At 74.2% G+C, this 15,506-nt stretch carries 15 protein-coding genes; 12 read left to right on the top strand and 3 right to left on the bottom strand.

All coding sequences use genetic code 11. The features are described 5' to 3' along the window. The first annotated feature begins 9 nt into the window (after window positions 1–9). Window positions 10–657 carry a DUF305 domain-containing protein gene (locus ABZY12_RS03935; RefSeq protein WP_356886802.1) on the top strand — a complete coding sequence of 216 codons (648 nt, stop codon included), beginning with the start codon at window positions 10–12 and terminating at the stop codon, window positions 655–657. Between the two features lie 116 nt (window positions 658–773). Continuing rightward, window positions 774–2,132, top strand: coding sequence for an FAD-dependent oxidoreductase (locus ABZY12_RS03930; protein WP_356886800.1), 1,359 nt, complete (start codon window positions 774–776; stop codon window positions 2,130–2,132). Between the two features lie 20 nt (window positions 2,133–2,152). Here the strand turns inward: ABZY12_RS03930 and ABZY12_RS03925 are convergent, their stop codons facing one another. Continuing rightward, complete coding sequence (locus ABZY12_RS03925) at window positions 2,153–2,515, bottom strand: helix-turn-helix transcriptional regulator (RefSeq protein ID WP_356886798.1); 363 nt, start codon at window positions 2,513–2,515, stop codon at window positions 2,153–2,155. A gap of 122 nt (window positions 2,516–2,637) precedes the next feature. Between ABZY12_RS03925 and ABZY12_RS03920 the strand changes: the two genes are divergently transcribed. The 5 genes from ABZY12_RS03920 to ABZY12_RS03900 all read left to right on the top strand — a co-directional run bounded on the left by ABZY12_RS03920 (window position 2,638) and on the right by ABZY12_RS03900 (window position 7,678). Further along, complete coding sequence (locus tag ABZY12_RS03920; RefSeq protein ID WP_356886796.1) at window positions 2,638–3,720, top strand: NADH:flavin oxidoreductase/NADH oxidase; 1,083 nt, start codon at window positions 2,638–2,640, stop codon at window positions 3,718–3,720. A gap of 143 nt (window positions 3,721–3,863) precedes the next feature. Beyond that, a complete protein-coding gene (locus ABZY12_RS03915; RefSeq protein WP_356886794.1) occupies window positions 3,864–4,949 on the top strand; it encodes an exo-alpha-sialidase in 1,086 nt (361 codons plus the stop codon). Window positions 4,950–4,998: 49 nt separating this feature from the next. After that, the gene (locus ABZY12_RS03910) at window positions 4,999–5,676 is read left to right on the top strand and encodes a uracil-DNA glycosylase (RefSeq protein ID WP_356886792.1); all 678 of its coding nucleotides are present in this window, start codon (window positions 4,999–5,001) and stop codon (window positions 5,674–5,676) included. A gap of 16 nt (window positions 5,677–5,692) precedes the next feature. Next, window positions 5,693–6,667: a BadF/BadG/BcrA/BcrD ATPase family protein gene (locus tag ABZY12_RS03905; RefSeq protein ID WP_356886790.1), complete on the top strand. Its 975-nt coding sequence runs from the start codon at window positions 5,693–5,695 to the stop codon at window positions 6,665–6,667. A gap of 87 nt (window positions 6,668–6,754) precedes the next feature. Beyond that, on the top strand, window positions 6,755–7,678 hold the full coding sequence (locus ABZY12_RS03900; RefSeq protein WP_356886788.1) for a hypothetical protein: 924 nt from the start codon (window positions 6,755–6,757) through the stop codon (window positions 7,676–7,678). 105 nt (window positions 7,679–7,783) lie between these two features. Here ABZY12_RS03900 and ABZY12_RS03895 read toward each other — a convergent pair whose 3' ends face one another. Next, window positions 7,784–8,833, bottom strand: a complete 1,050-nt coding sequence (locus ABZY12_RS03895; RefSeq protein WP_356886992.1) for a lactonase family protein — start codon at window positions 8,831–8,833, stop codon at window positions 7,784–7,786. Window positions 8,834–8,996: 163 nt separating this feature from the next. Further along, the gene (locus ABZY12_RS03890) at window positions 8,997–10,508 is read right to left on the bottom strand and encodes an FUSC family protein (RefSeq protein ID WP_356886990.1); all 1,512 of its coding nucleotides are present in this window, start codon (window positions 10,506–10,508) and stop codon (window positions 8,997–8,999) included. Window positions 10,509–10,808: 300 nt separating this feature from the next. Between ABZY12_RS03890 and ABZY12_RS03885 the strand changes: the two genes are divergently transcribed. From ABZY12_RS03885 to ABZY12_RS03865, 5 genes are all read left to right on the top strand, one after another. Continuing rightward, on the top strand, window positions 10,809–11,291 hold the full coding sequence (locus ABZY12_RS03885) for an Lrp/AsnC family transcriptional regulator (RefSeq protein WP_356886786.1): 483 nt from the start codon (window positions 10,809–10,811) through the stop codon (window positions 11,289–11,291). Window positions 11,292–11,358: 67 nt separating this feature from the next. Further along, window positions 11,359–12,189 carry an SGNH/GDSL hydrolase family protein gene (locus tag ABZY12_RS03880; RefSeq protein WP_356886784.1) on the top strand — a complete coding sequence of 277 codons (831 nt, stop codon included), beginning with the start codon at window positions 11,359–11,361 and terminating at the stop codon, window positions 12,187–12,189. Window positions 12,190–12,288: 99 nt separating this feature from the next. Further along, on the top strand, window positions 12,289–12,684 hold the full coding sequence (locus tag ABZY12_RS03875) for a helix-turn-helix transcriptional regulator (protein WP_356886782.1): 396 nt from the start codon (window positions 12,289–12,291) through the stop codon (window positions 12,682–12,684). 30 nt (window positions 12,685–12,714) lie between these two features. Beyond that, on the top strand, window positions 12,715–13,527 hold the full coding sequence (modA, locus tag ABZY12_RS03870; protein ID WP_356886780.1) for a molybdate ABC transporter substrate-binding protein: 813 nt from the start codon (window positions 12,715–12,717) through the stop codon (window positions 13,525–13,527). A gap of 41 nt (window positions 13,528–13,568) precedes the next feature. Next, complete coding sequence (locus ABZY12_RS03865; RefSeq protein WP_356886778.1) at window positions 13,569–15,503, top strand: ABC transporter permease; 1,935 nt, start codon at window positions 13,569–13,571, stop codon at window positions 15,501–15,503. The last annotated feature ends 3 nt before the right edge of the window (window positions 15,504–15,506 follow it).

Below are 15,506 nucleotides of genomic sequence, written 5' to 3'. Positions count from 1 at the left end.
GTCGTTTTGTTGAACCGCCGTATCCGTGGAGTCGTCGTCGTCGCGCTCGGCGCCGTGACCGTATGGGCGCTGGCCGGCTGCGAGTCGGGGTCGGGAGGGGAGACCCCCCGGAGCAAGGGCTCCTCGGGCCCGGCGGTGGTGGCGCCAGGCAAGCCGGGCGAGGAGGCGCGGCGGATATCGCCGGAGGAGGCGGCCCGGCTGCTGCCGGACGACAAGCCCAACGCCGCGGACTTCACCTATACGCAGATGATGATCGTGCACCACCGGCAGGCGCTGACGATGACCGCGCTCGCCCCGCAGCGGGCGGAGTCGACTCAGGTCAGGAAGGTGGCGGAGCGTATCGCCGCGGCCCAGCAGCCGGAGATCGGCGCGATGGAAGGTTGGCTGAAAAACAACGGTGGGCCGCGCTCGCAGGGTGCCCACGACCATCACTCGATGCCGGGGATGGCGACCGAGGCGCAACTGGCGGAGCTGAGGAACGCCAAGGGCAAGGCGTTCGACGAGCTGTTCCTCAAGCTGATGATCACCCACCACGAGGGGGCGGTGACGATGGCGGCACAGGTGCTGGGCGAGGGGAACAACGTTCTGGTCGAGGAGATGGCCAGTGACGTGATCGCGCAGCAGACGGCGGAGATCAACCGGATGCGGTCGATGTAGCGGGGCGGCGGCGATGCGGGCCACCGTCCCCCGCACGGCCCTCCCGCGCGGGGGCCTGTCGGTGCCATGCTGGAAGCCTCTCGGCGGGAATCCCCGCGGCGGGAAGGAGTACGGCCGTGCTTCGTGTCGCTGTCGTCGGTTCCGGGCCCAGCGGGGTCTACACCGCCCAGGCGCTGGTCCAGCAGTCGGTGGTGCCCGGCGTCCGGGTCGACGTCCTGGACCGGCTGCCCTGTCCGTACGGCCTGGTGCGCTACGGCGTCGCGCCGGACCACGAGAAGATCAAATCGCTGCAGCAGAACCTTCGGGCCGTCCTGGAGGACGAACGGATCGGCTTCCTCGGCAATGTCGAGGTCGGCGCGCACGGTCTGACTCCGGCCCGTCTGCTCGAGCTCTACCACGCCGTCGTGTACTGCGTCGGCGCGGCCCGGGACCGGCGGCTCGGGGTTCCGGGCGAGGATCTGGCCGGCAGCTTCTCGGCGACGGACTTCGTCGCCTGGTACAGCGCGCACCCCGACGCCGTGGCCGACGGCTTCGGGCTCGGCGGGCGCTCGGCGGTGGTGATCGGGGTCGGGAACGTGGCGGTGGACGTCGCCCGGATCCTGGCGCGCGGCCCGGACGAGCTGCGCCCGACGGACGTGCCGCAGCGGGCGCTCTCGGCGCTGGAGGCCAGCCGGGTGCGCGAGGTGCACATGGTGGGCCGCCGGGGCCCCGGGCAGGCCAAGTTCACCACCAAGGAGCTGCGGGAGCTGGGCGCGCTGCCCGGGGCCCGGGTGCGGGTGGAGCCCGCGGACCTGGCGCTGGATCCGTCGTTCGCGGACCCGTCCGGGCTGGCCGCCGTGAACCGGCGGAACGTGGAGGTGGTACGGGGGTGGGCGGCGGCGCGGCCCGGTCCGGAGGGCGAGCGCTCCATCACGCTGCGGTTCTTCCTGCGTCCGGTGGAGCTCCTCGGCGAGGGCGGGCGGGTGGCGGCGGTCCGCTTCGAGCGGACCGAGCCTGACGGCGCCGGAGGCGTGCGGGGCACGGGCCGGTTCGAGGAGATCGAGGCCCAGTTGGTGCTGCGGGCCGTCGGCTACAAGGGGGTCGCGCTGCCCGGGCTGCCCTTCGACGAGGCCCGGGGAACGGTTCCGCACGAGGCGGGCCGGGTCCTGCGGGACGGTGCGCCGTCCCCGGGTGAGTACGTCGCGGGCTGGATCAAGCGCGGGCCCACGGGCGTCATCGGCACCAATCGCCCCTGCGCGAAGGAGACGGTGGCGTCACTGCTGGCCGACGCGGCGGAGCTCGCCGGGCGGACGGTGGCGGCCGACCCGCCGGCGGCCCTGCGCGAGCTGGGCCACGAGCCGGTCGCGTGGCCCGGTTGGCTGGCCATCGAGAGCGCCGAGTCCGCCCTGGGCCGCTCGCTCGGCCGGGGCCGGGTGAAGATCGCGGACTGGGCGGGCCTGCGCGACGCGGCCATGGGCCGCCACACCGCCTCCTAGGGGCGGACACGACCTGGCTCTCAGGGTGTGCGGGTCGCACCTGCCAGGCGGAGTTCCTGGTTCCCCGCCGCCGCGAGGACGCTGTCGAGGAGGCCGGGGAAGAGGGCGTCCAGGTCGTCGCGGCGCAGGCCGTTCAGCTTGGCCGTGCCGCGGTAGATCTGCTGGATGACGCCGCTCTCGCGCAGCACCCGGAAGTGGTGCGTCGTCGTCGACTTGGTCACCGGAAGGTCGAAGTACGAGCAGCTCAGCGCCGTCCCCTCGCGGGCCATCTCGCGGACGATCCGCAGCCTCACCGCGTCCGACAGCGCGTGCAGCACCCCCTCCAGGCGGATCTCGTCCCGCGCGGGGTGTTCGAGGACGCGAGCGTTGGTCGCGGTCGTCACGGCGGCTCCACTTCATCCGGGGTACGCGACCATTGTACGACGGCTCTCGTAGTTTGACAGATGCCGTACTACGATGGGTACCGTACGAGCATCCCGTCAGGCCCCCTGAAACGGAGTCCTCCATGAGCGCCGCCCTCTTCGAGCCCCTCACCCTCCGGTCGCTGACCATCCCCAACCGCGTCTGGATGGCGCCGATGGACCAGTACTCGGCAGAGGCGGCCGGCCCGAAGGCGGGCGTCGCGAACGACTGGCACTTCGCGCACTACGCCTCCCGCGCCACCGGCGGTACGGGCCTGATCCTCGTCGAGGCGACGGCCGTCTCCCCCGAGGGCCGGATCAGCCCCGCCGACCTCGGCATCTGGAACGACACGCAGGCCGAGGCGTTGGGCAGGATCGCCGGCTTCCTGAAGGAGCACGGCACCGTGCCCGGCATCCAGATCGGTCACGCCGGCCGCAAGGCGTCCACCAGGCGCCCCTGGCAGGGACGCGGTCCGGTCGGCGAGGGCGAACACGGATGGCAGCCGGTCGGGCCGAGCCCCGTCGCGTTCGCCGAGGGCTACACCGTGCCGACCGAGCTGACGACCGAGGGGATCGAGGAGATCGTCGGCCAGTTCGCCGACGCGGCCCGCCGCGCTCTCGCCGCCGGGTTCCAGATCCTCGAGGTGCACGGCGCGCACGGCTATCTCATCGGCGAGTTCCTCTCCCCGCACAGCAACCGCCGCACCGACGCCTACGGCGGCTCCTTCGAGAACCGCACCCGCCTCGCCCTCGAAGTGGTCGACGCCGTACGGGCCGTGTGGCCCGAGGAGCTGCCCGTCTTCTTCCGGATCTCCGCCACGGACTGGCTCGGGGAGCAGGGCTGGACCGTCGACGAGACCGTCCGCCTCGCGGCCCTGCTGCGCGAGCACGGTGTCGACCTCCTCGACGTCTCCAGCGGCGGCAACGGCGGCCCGGCCGACATCCCCGTCGGCCCCGGCTATCAGGTGCCGTTCGCGGCCCGGGTGAGGGCCGAGACGGGGCTCCCGGTCGCCGCCGTGGGCATGATCACGGAGAGCGCGCAGGCCGAGAAGATCGTCGCCAACGGGGAGGCGGACGCCGTGCTGCTCGGGCGCGAGCTGCTGCGCGACGCCTCCTGGGCCCGGCGGGCCGCGCGCGAGCTCGGCGCCGAGACGCACGCGCCGGCGCCGTACGCCTGGGCCATCTGAACCGGTCGGGGCTTGCCGGGTCTCCTCGCGTCGACCCGGAACACGCCTCCGACCTGGGACGACGCCTTTTCCAGGGGCCACTGTCAGTGGTCGGGTGCAGACTTGCCCCTATCCGCGACAACGGCGTCCTGGAGGTGTCGGCCATGCCCGACGTAGTACTCACCGTAGGCACCCGCAAGGGTCTGTTCATCGGCCACAGGCGCGCGGGGCGGTGGGAGTTCGACGAACCCCGCTTCAACGCGCAGGCCGTCTATTCGATCGGCATCGACACCCGCCGCGGCACTCCCCGCCTGCTGGTCGGCGGGGTCAGCGAGCACTGGGGTCCCTCGGTGTTCCACTCCGACGACCTCGGAGCGACCTGGACCGAACCGCCCCGGCCCGCGGTCAAGTTCCCGCAGGACACGGGGGTTTCCCTGGAACGGGTCTGGCAGCTGCACCCGGCGCCCGCCCACTCCCCGGACGTCGTCTACGCCGGGACGGAGCCCGCCGCGCTGTTCAAGTCCACCGACGGCGGCGAGTCGTTCGAGCTGGTGCGCCCGCTGTGGGAGCACCCGACGCGCTCCCGGTGGGAGCCGGGCGGCGGCGGTGAGGCCGTGCACACCGTCGTGACCGACCGGCGCGACCCGGACGCCGTGACGGTCGCCGTGTCGGCGGCGGGGGTGTTCCGCTCCCTGGACGGCGGGGCCGGCTGGGCGCCGTCCAACCAGGGCGTGTCGGCGGTGTTCCTGCCCGATCCGAACCCCGAGTTCGGCCAGTGCGTGCACAAGATCGCGCAGGACGCGGGCAACCTGGACCGGCTGTATCTGCAGAACCACTGGGGGGTGTACCGCAGCGACGACGCGGGCGCGAAGTGGATCGACATCGGGGCCGGGCTGCCGTCCGACTTCGGCTTCACGGTCGCCGCCCACCCCCATCGGGCCGATGTGGCCTATGTCTTCCCGATCAACGCCGACAGCGACCGCGTGCCCGCCGAACGCCGCTGCCGTGTCTACCGCACGAGCGATGCCGGCGGCAGCTGGGAGGCGCTCACCGACGGACTTCCCGAGGGCGACCACTACGGCACCGTGCTGCGGGACGCGATGTGCACGGACGGCGGGGACCCGACCGGTGTCTATTTCGGCAACCGCAACGGCGAGGTGTACGGCAGCGCGGACGACGGGGACAGCTGGCGGCTGCTGGCCGAGCACCTGCCTGACGTGCTGTGCGTGCGGGCGGCGGTGATCGACTGAGCTGCCGATCCGGTGAGGGCCGGGGCACTGCGCCAGTAGAGTGACGGTCGTGGCAGCACGACCGTTGAATGAGATCGTCGAGCCGGGATGGGCGCACGCGCTCGCGCCCGTGGCCGAACGCATCGCCTCCATGGGCGACTTCCTGAGACAGGAGATCGCCGCTGGGCGCACCTACCTGCCGTCCGGAGCCAATGTCCTCCGGGCCTTCCAACAGCCCTTCGACGAGGTGAGGGTCCTGATCGTCGGACAGGACCCCTACCCGACGCCGGGGCACGCGGTGGGCCTGAGCTTCTCCGTGGCGCCGGACGTGCGGCCGCTGCCGCCCAGCCTGGAGAACATCTTCCGGGAGATGAACACCGACCTGGGACTTCCGCGCCCCTCGAACGGTGATCTGACGCCCTGGACCCGCCAGGGGGTGCTGCTGCTCAACCGGGCGCTCACCACGGCCCCGCGCAAGCCGGGGGCGCACCGGGACAAGGGGTGGGAGGCGGTGACCGAGCAGGCCATCAAGGCGCTGGCCGCCCGGGGCAAGCCGCTCGTCTCCGTGCTGTGGGGACGTGACGCGCGCAATCTGCGTCCGCTGCTCGGCAACCTGCCGGCCATCGAGTCCTCGCACCCCTCGCCCATGTCCGCGGACCGGGGTTTCTTCGGCTCCCGCCCGTTCAGCCGCACCAACGAACTCCTTCTGCGCCAGGGGGCGCAGGAGGTCGACTGGCGGCTGCCGTGACGAACCGGCGACGTCCGTGACGACCGGCGGCCGGGTCCTCGGCGTCGACTCGGGCGGCTCGGGGCTGCGGATCGCCCTGGCGGACGCCGCGGACGGCCGCGTCGCTGAGACGGTCTCCTCACGCGAACCGGTCCGGACCGGGCCGGGCGGGATCGACGCCGCCCACCTCCTGGAGCAGCTGCTGCCCGCCGCCGAGGCGATGCTGCGGCGGGCCGGAACCGCCGGCTCCGTGGCCGCCGTGGCGATCGGGGCCGCCGGGATGGCGACGCTCGGCGACGAACTGCGGGCCGTGCTCCCCGGCGCCCTGGAACAGGCTCTCGGGGTACGGAAGCTGGCGCTCGCGGCCGATGCCGTCACCGCGTACGCGGGAGCGATCGGCCAGCGCCCGGGGGTGGTCGTCGCGGGCGGCACGGGCCTGATCGCGCTCGGCACGGATCTCACCTCCTGGCGCAGGGCCGACGGCTGGGGTCATCTGCTGGGCGACTGCGGCAGCGGTGCGTGGATCGGCCGAGCGGGTCTGGAGGCGGCGATGCGCGCCTTCGACGGTCGCCGCGGTGGCTCGGGCGCGCTGCTCGCCCGTGCCGAGGCGCGGTTCGGTCCGGCCGCCGGCCTGCCGGGCGCGCTCTACCCGCGTACCGACCGGCCCGCCGTGCTGGCCTCCTTCGCGCCCGACGTCGCTCGCGGTGCCGCGGACGGCGACCCGGTGGCGGCGGAGATCCTCGCCCGGGCAGCCGCCGACATCGCCGAGGCGGCGGCGGCGGTCCGCCCCGACGACGGGCCGTGCGATGTGGCCTTGACGGGTGGCCTGTTCAAGCTGGGCGACCCCCTCCTCGTACCGCTGGGTGAGGAGCTCGCGGAGCGGCTGCCGGACGCGCGAACCGTGGCCGCCGCCGGGGATCCGCTCGACGGCGCCGTCACCCTCGCCTCGGCCCTCGCCTCCGGTTCGCTGCGGCTGCCCCGCGAGCCCCGGATGCTCCATCTCGTCGGCTGAACCGTGGTTCGGACATACAGGGGCAGATAACGCTCGACCGCACCTCACCGCAGTGCGCGGCGGGCGAAACCAGTAGCATGCGGGCGCATGAGCTCCCCCACTGGGCCTGCTTCCGGCCTGCCTGTACGAATGCCGCGACCCCGCCAGACCGGACGGCACCGTCGCCCAGAACCCGCGGCGGCGCCCGAGGGCGCTCCCGCACTCGTTCTCGCCGTCCCCGGCGCGCCGTCGGCCGCCATACGCTCGCTGGCCGAAGAGGTCGTGAGCATCGCCCGTTCCGAGCTGCCCGGCCTGGAGGCCGCGATCGGCTACCTGGACGGTGACGACGCCGAGTACCCCACCCTCGCGACGGTCCTTTCGCGGGCGGCCGCGCTGCGCACCGAGCGGTACGAGCTGGCCTTGGCCGCCGGTCGCGAGGTCAGCGCCCCCGAGGGCCCGGCCGCCGTCGTGGTTCCGCTGCTCGCGGGCCCGGACAGCGCCCTGATGCGCCAGATCCGCCAGGCCGTGATGGACAGCGGCAACCTGGCCGAGCTGACCGACGTCCTCGGCCCGCACCCGCTGCTCGCCGAGGCCCTGCACGTGCGTCTGTCGGAGGCCGGTCTGGCCCGTGCCGACCGCGCCCGGCTCTTCACGGTCGCCACGGCCGCCGACGGCATCGTGCTCGCCACGGTCGGCGGCGAGGAGGCGGTCCAGGCCGCCGGCATCACCGGCATGCTGCTCGCCGCGCGTCTGGCCGTCCCCGTGATCGCCGCCGCGCTGGACCAGGAGGGCTCGATCACCGCGGTCGCGGAGCAGCTGCGCGCCTCCGGCTCGGAGCAGCTGGCGCTCGCGCCGTACCTGATCGGTCCGGAGCTGGCCGAGGGTCTGCTCGACGCCGCCGCGAAGGAGGCCGGCTGCGCCGCCGCCGAGCCGCTCGGCGCGTACCCGGCCATAGGCAAGCTGGTGCTCTCGCAGTACACGGCCGTACTCGGCATCGCCCCGCAGCAGGCGCAGGGCGCCCCTGCCCTCTGATCCGGCGCGCCGCGTCCGGTGGGATGCGCGCGGCCCGACAAGCGGTACGGGAGGGCCCGCACCGGAGATGTCCGGTGCGGGCCCTCCCGTGCGTGGTGGGGCGGTTCAGCCGAAGACCACGCAGGAGGCCGCGGGGGCCTCGACGGCGCCCGCACGGCGCGGAACGCCGGTCTCCGCGTCGATGTCGAACCAGGTGACGTCCCCGGAGCGCTCGTTCGCCGCGTAGAGACGCCGCCCGGACGGGTCGAGCGTGAGGGCGCGGGGCCAGTGGCCGCCGCAGGGCACGGTGGTGACGAGCTCGGCCTTGTCGCCGCTCTCGTCGAGGGCGAGGACGGCGAGGGAGTCGTCGCCGCGCACCGCGGCCCAGAGGAAGCGTCCGTCGGGGGCCACGACGACCCCGGAGGGGTAGCCGGGCTCGGTGGCGCCCTCGGGCAGCACGGGGGTCTCGCCGAGCGGCTGGAGGGCTCCGGCGTGGGCGTCCCAGCGGCAGACGGTGAGGGTCGGCTCCAACTCGTTCAGGACGTACGCGTGCGTGCCTGCGGGGTGGAAGGCCAGGTGTCGGGGGCCGGTGCCGGGCCGCAGGGCGGTCTCCCCGTGCGGCCGCAGGGCGCCCGTCGCGGCGTCGAGGGCGTAGACGCGCACCGAGTCGGTGCCGAGGTCCACGGCGGTCACCCAGCGCCCGCTGGGATCGGGCAGCACCTGGTGGGCGTGCGGGGCGTCCTGTCGGCCCGTGACAGGTCCGGAGCCTTCGTGCCGCGCGAGGCCGGCGGCCGGGCGGAGTGAGCCGTCCTCGGCGAGGGGCAGGACGGTGACGCTGCCCGAGGTGTAGTTCGCCGTCAGGAGATGCCCGTCGGCGACGCAGAGATGGGTGGGCGCCGCGCCGTGTACGGCCGTGGGAGCGCCGAGCGGGCGGGGCGCGGCTCCGCTGACGTCGAAGGCGGCCGCGGCGCCCTCCTCGGTCTCCGAGACGGCGTAGAGGGTCGTTCCGGCGAGAGTGAGGAAGGACGGGTCGGCGACGGTGCCACTCGCCCCGGTGATGGTCAGAGCGCCCGTGGCGGCGTCCACGTCGGCCGCGAGGACGCCTCGGCCGCCCGCCGAGGTGAAGGACCCGATGAACGCGCGAGGGCGGCCCTGAGGGCCGCCCCGAACCGTCACACGCTCGCCGCCCGGCTCCCCGTCCCGCTCTTCGGTCCGACCCGCCTCCGCGTCGCGCACGGCGCCTCCCCTGTCCGCCGGCCGGTCACGGTTGAGCGGCCGTAGTCCCGGCCGACGGTAGCAGGCGGTCTAGACCAACGGGGATCATCGGAAGGAGCGACATTCAGGCCGCGGGGACGAGGGGCGCGTTCGGTGCCGTACGCAGAGGGGCGGCCAGGTCGACGAGGGCCCGCTCCAGGCCGTACAGATGGCCGAGGGCGGCCTCGGCGCCGGGGTGGTGGAGCGGGAGCGCGCCGGCGTCCGCCACCGCCGGTCGGGCGGGGCGGGCCGGCCGGACCAGCGCGTGCACGGCCGACTCGACCCGCCAGGCCGCGGCGGCCAGCCGTGCGTCGTGGGAGGCGTCCGGGTCGGCGGCGACCGCCGTGAGTCCCTTGATCTCCCGGGCGCAGTCGTCGAGCAGGGCGAGCACACGGAGGGCGCGGGCCTTGCGGGCGCGCAGCGGGCTGAGCGGGTGGACGAGCGGCGCGAGCGAGAGCCGTACCCGGCCGAGCAGCAGCTCCAGCTCGGCGACGAGCGGCGCCGGGTCGGCCTCCGGGTCGCCGGCCAGGCGCCGGGCCGCGGCGGTGGTGCAGTCGTGCACGCAGGTGACGGCCCGCTCGATCCAGGCGTTGGTGGCCGCGTGGGTGGTGACGGGCAGCAGGACGACGCCGACGGCCGCGCCGAGCGCGCCGACGGCCGTCTCCTCGAAGCGGAGCAGCAGCAGCCCGGGGTGCAGCACGCCGAGCAGGCCGTAGAGCAGGCCCGCCATGACGGTGACGAAGAACATCATCCAGCTGTACGAGAGCGGCGCGGTGTAGAAAATGCCGAAGACGCAGACGGCGACCAGGGCGGCCGTCGGCGCGGGGGCACCGGCCAGCGGGACGGCGATGAGGAATCCGGCGGCGATGCCGGTGACCGTACCGACGACCCGGCGGAAGCCGCGGACGAGGGTCTCGCCGCGCGAGGCGGTGTTGACGAAGATCCACCAGGCGGTGCCGACGGCCCAGTACCAGCGCTCGTGCGAGATGAACTGTCCGGCGGCGAGCGCGACGGCGCAGGCGACGGTGGCCTGGACGGCCTGCCGGGTGGTGGGCCGGGCGAGACCGCTGCCCGGCAGCGGGGCGGGCGCGGCGGGCGGCGGGACGCGCCGCTCGATGCACCAGGCCACGAAGCGGACCGCGCCGCAGACGACGAGGGCGAGCGCCACCGCCGCGAACAGCTCCGGCAGTTGCGCGGGCAGCGCGTGCAGGAACTGGGTGACGAAGAACATCATGAAGGCGAAGATGCCGAGTGCGTGACCGCGCGGACCCCAGCGGCGTGCGTAGACACCGGCGAGGACGACGAACAGCCAGGCGGCGTCCCGCAGGAGCGGCGCACCGTGCAGCACGGTGGCCAGCGCGAGGACGGGGAAGCCGATGGCGGGCAGCAGGGCCGTGGTGACGGCCTGGCGGCGGACGGTGGGATCGCCGACGGTGAAGAGCGCGAGCAGCGCGGCGAGACCGCCGGTGATGGAGGCGGTGAGGGAGAGTCCGGCGAGTTCGGCCGCGGCGACGGCGAGGCCGACGCCGAGCACGGCGCGCGAGGAGACCCGCAGCCGGACCCGGCCCGGGTCCGGTGCCACGAACACATGCCGGATCAGCCGGCGGCATGCCGCCCGGCCCTTCTTCACGACGGTCGTTCCGCCCCCGCTGCCGTACACACACCCTCTTCGCATGCTCTCGTGCCCCGGCCTGCTTGTGGCGGCCGCCGGGCATGGGAAAGGCGCCGCGGGTCCGGTACCGGCCGCGTCGCCGGTCCGGCGCGTGCGCGGCGCCGTCTGTTCGTACTCTTCCGAAGGAAAACACCTGGCCGCCGCTGGCTCAACTCAACCGGTCGACGGTGGGCCATTGGTACAGTCATCGCGGGTAGAAACCAGCCAGGAGGAGGCCAACGGACCATGGCGGTGGACGAGCTCGACACCCGCATCCTGCGGCTGCTGATCGAGCGGCCGCGCACCAGCGTGCGCGAGTACGCGCGGATCCTCGGGGTGGCCCGGGGCACGGTGCAGGCCCGTATCGACCGACTGGAGCGGGACGGCGTGATCACCGCGACGGGTCCGGTCCTCTCCCCCGCGGCGCTCGGCCATCCGGTGCTCGCCTTCGTCCACATCGAGGTGACCCAGGGGCATCTCGACGAGGTCGGGGACGCGCTCGCCGCCGTACCGGAGATCGTGGAGGCGTTCTCGATCACGGGCGGCGGGGATCTGCTGACGCGCGTGGTGGCTCGGGACAACGGTCATCTGGAGGACGTGATCCAGCGGCTGATCCGGCTGCCGGGCGTGGTCCGCACCCGTACGGAGATGGCGCTGCGCGAGCGGGTTCCGCACCGGCTGTTGCCGCTGGTGGAGGCGGTGGGGCGGGCGTCGGCCCGCGACGACTGAGCAGCGGCGGGAGCACTTCGCTAGTCAATTTGTTGAATAGTCGCGCCATTGTCCCTAGGGTGGGCTCATGCCGCACGCCGACGCCCCGTCACGTCCGTCCTGCCTCCGCTATGTCGCCCTGGGCGACAGCCAGACGGAGGGGCTGGGCGACGGGGACGACCTGGTCGGTACGCGCGGTTTCGCCGACCGGCTGGCCGAGCGGCTCGCGGCCGTCGACCCCGCGGTGCGGTACGCCAATCTGGCGGTACGTGGACGGCTCGCCGGACAGGTGAGGGCGGAGCAGCTCGGCCCCGCCCTCGATCTCCGCCCCGACCTGGCCACCGTCGTGGCCGGGGTGAACGACCTGCTGAGGCCCCGCTTCGACGCGGCGGAGGCGGCCGGGCACCTGGAGGCGATGTTCGCCGCGCTCACCGCCGCCGGGGCGCGGGTCGCGACGGTGACCTTCCCGGACATGGCCGAGCTGACGCCGCTCGCCCGGCCCTTGAGGCCCCGGATCGAGGAGCTGAACCGCCTGATCCGCGCCGCGGCCGCCCGCCACGGTGTGGTCGTCGCCGACACCGCGGGCCACACCGTGGTCGCCGACCCCCGGATCTGGAGCCCGGACCGGCTGCACGCGAGCCCCTTGGGTCATGAGCGGATCGCCGCCGCGATCGCCCACGCCCTCGCGCTCCCCGGAGCCGACGCCTCCTGGTCCCTGCCGCTGCCCGCGCCGAACGCCCCCGCCCCGACCGGCGCGCGCGCCGTGGCGGCCGAACTGCGCTGGGCCGCCGCCTTCCTCGGCCCCTGGCTCGGCCGCCGTCTGCGCGGCCGCTCCTCCGGCGACGGGCGGGTCGCGAAGCGTCCGCATCTGCTGCCCGTCTCCCCGCCGACGGCGGTCGACGCTTCCGCGACACCCTGACCGGCCCTCTTGGTGCTTCCTCCAGGCCGAGCCGCGGATGCTATGAAATGGCGCTGGCTCGATTGCAGATGAGAGTCTCAGACGCCTAACGTGGCGCACATGCAGTCCTACACCATCGGGCAGGCGGCGCGTCTGCTGGGCGTCAGTCCCGACACCGCGCGCCGCTGGGCGGATGCCGGACGGGTCGCGACCCATCGCGACGAGAGCGGCCGCCGCCTGATCGACGGCCGTGACCTCGCGGCGTTCTCCGTCGAGATCGCACAGAGCGCGCAGGGGGACGAGGAGGACTCGTACACCTCGGCGCGCAACGCCTTCCCCGGCATCGTCACCGCCGTCAAGCTCGGCGATGTGGCCGCCCAGGTCGAGATCCAGGCGGGTCCGCACCGGCTCGTCTCACTCCTCACACGCGAGGCCGTGGAGGAACTGGGCCTGGAGGTCGGCATGCAGGCCACCGCCCGCGTGAAGTCGACCAGCGTGCACATCGACCGCGCCTGAACGCGGCCCGCATCCAAGGAGCCCCTGCCCATGGTCTCGAACCCCCTCTCCCCCGGCCGTCGGGCCGCTTCCGCCGTCCTGACGGCCGGACTGCTCGTCTCCTTGACGGCCTGCGGCGACGGCGGCAGCGGTACGAACAGTGGCTCGAAGGCCACGGGCTCCTCCGCGGGCGCGCCCGCGGCCGGTCTGACGGTGCTGGCCGCCGCCTCACTCACGGATGTGTTCAAGACCGCCGGCGCGGCCTATGAGAAGACCCACCCGGGCACGAAGGTGTCCTTCTCCTTCGCCGGTTCGCAGGAGCTGGCCGCCCAGGTCCGGCAGGGCGCTCCCGCCGACGCACTGGTCACCGCCGACACCCGGACGATGGACGGGCTGCGAGAGGACACCGGCACGCCGACCGTCATCGCCAGGAACCGGCTGGTCATCGCCACGGGCGCGGGAAACCCGAAGAAGGTCGACGAGCTGAAGGACCTCGGTGACCCGCGGCTGAAGGTCGTGCTCGCCGCACCCGAAGTCCCGGCGGGCCGCTACAGCCGGCAGATCCTCGACGCCCAGAAGATCCCGGTCCGGCCCGTCTCGCAGGAGCCGAGCGTCCGGTCCGTCCTGAGCAAGGTCGCACTGGGCGAGGCCGACGCCGGTCTCGTCTACCGCACCGACGCGGCGAGCGCCGCCGACGAGGTCGACGCCGTCGAGATCCCCGACGACCGCAACGCGATCGCCTCCTACCCGGCCGCCACCCTGAAGAGCTCGCGGAACGCCGCGGCCGCTGCGGCGTTCGTGGCCTGGCTGAGCACGCCCGAGGCGCAGAAGATCCTTCAGGACGCGGGCTTCCAGAAGCCTTAGGAAGAACCCGAGGAAGGCACGACGAAAGCCCCGGAACAGCGATGACACGTCTCCGCCGCCGCGCACCCGGCCGCCCCCGCACCCCGATCGCCCTCGCCCTGCCCGCGCTGCTGGCCGTCGCGTTCCTGCTGCTGCCGCTGATCGGCGTCCTCGCCCGCACGGAGTGGGGCGAGCTGGCCGGCCATCTGACCGGTCCCGGCACCGTCCAGGCGCTGCGACTGTCGCTGATCGTCTCGTTCTGGGCCCTGGGCCTCTCGCTGCTGCTCGGCGTCCCCCTGGCCTGGCTGCTGGCCCGCGTGCCGTTCCGCGGCAAGGCGATCGTCCGCTCCCTCGTCCTGCTCCCGATGGTCCTGCCGCCGACCGTCGGCGGGGTGGCGCTGCTGCTCGCCTTCGGCCGCCGCGGGCTGCTCGGCCCCTGGCTGGAGAGCACCTTCGGCGTCACGCTGCCCTTCCACACCTCGGGAGCGGTCGTCGCGGCGACCTTCGTCGCCATGCCGTTCCTGGTGATCAGCCTGGAGGGGGCGCTGGGCGGGCTGCGGCCGCGGTACGAGGAGACGGCCGCCTCCCTCGGAGCCTCGCCGCTCCGGGTCTTCCTCACCGTGACGCTGCCGATGGTCACCCCCGGTCTGGTCGCGGGCGCCGCTCTGACCTGGGCGCGGGCGCTCGGGGAGTTCGGCGCCACCATCACCTTCGCGGGGAACCTGCCCGGCACCACCCAGACCTTGCCGCTCCAGGTGTATCTGCTGCTCCAGGAGGAGCCGGCGGCGGCGACCTCGGTCTCCCTGCTGCTGCTCGCCATCGCGATGGCGGTACTGATCGCGCTGCGCGGCCGGTGGAACGGTGGCGCCCCGGAGGCCCGGCCGGCGCCCGCCGCCCCCGGGCCGGCCGCCGCGGAGCCGGCTCCGGACGTCGGCGCCTCCCCCGTCGTGCGTCCCGCGGAGCGCTGGGCGCTGCACGCCGAGGTCACCGGGTTCACCCAGCTTGCCCTGGAGGCCGAGCCCGGCACCACGATCGCCGTCGTCGGCCCCAACGGCGCCGGGAAGACGACCCTGCTGCGGGCCCTGTTGGGCCTCACGCCGCGGGCCCGTGCCGCACTCAGCCTCGGCGGGGACGACGTCACCGATCTGCCCCCGCACCGCCGCCAGGTGGCCTGGGTGCCCCAGGACGGCGCCCTCTTCCCGCACCTGTCCGCCCTCGCCAACACCGCCTACGGCCTGCGCGCCCATGGTGTGCCGCGCGCCGCGGCCCGGCGCGACGCACAGGTCTGGCTCGACCGCCTCGGCGTCGGCCACCTCGCGCACCGCCGTCCCGCCCAGCTCTCCGGCGGTCAGGCGCAGCGGGTCGCCCTCGCCCGGGCGCTCGCCGCCCGCCCCCGGCTGTTGCTCCTCGACGAGCCGCTCGCCGCGCTCGACCAGACCACCCGGGCCCATGTGCGGCACACCCTGCGGACCCATCTGGCCGGCTTCGGAGGTGTCTGTCTGATCGTCACCCACGATCCCGTGGAGGCGGTCTCGCTCGCCGACCGGGTGCTGGTCCTCGAGGACGGCCGCACCCTGCAGGACGCCTCCCCCGCCGAGGTCTCCCGCCATCCCCGGTCCCCGTGGGTGGCCAGGCTGCTCGGCCGCAACGCCTGGCCCGGCACGGCCACCGCCGACGGGCTCGCACTCGCGGACGGGGGCAGCCTGGTCGCCGCCGAGCCGCTGCCCCGCGGGACAGACGCCCTCGCGATCATCGCGCCAGAGGCCGTCTCCGTACACCGTGAGAAGCCCGGCGGCAGCCCCCGTAACGTCTGGCCGGGCACCGTACGGGAGATCACGGCGAGCGGCAGCAGGCTGCGGGTGCTGATCACGTCCGAGCGGGTGCCGTCGCTCGTCGCGGAGATCACCCCGCAGGCCGTCGCCGAGCTCGGCCTGGCCGACGGCGTGTCCGTCTGGACGGGCGTCAAGGCGACCGAAGTGACCCTGGTGGCCCTGTGAGCC

Source organism: Streptomyces sp. NPDC006551 (assembly GCF_040611675.1).
In the GTDB taxonomy this organism is placed as follows: domain Bacteria; phylum Actinomycetota; class Actinomycetes; order Streptomycetales; family Streptomycetaceae; genus Streptomyces.
The sequence above is the reverse complement of the archived record's forward strand: the minus strand, read 5'-3'. Positions and strand labels throughout refer to the sequence as shown.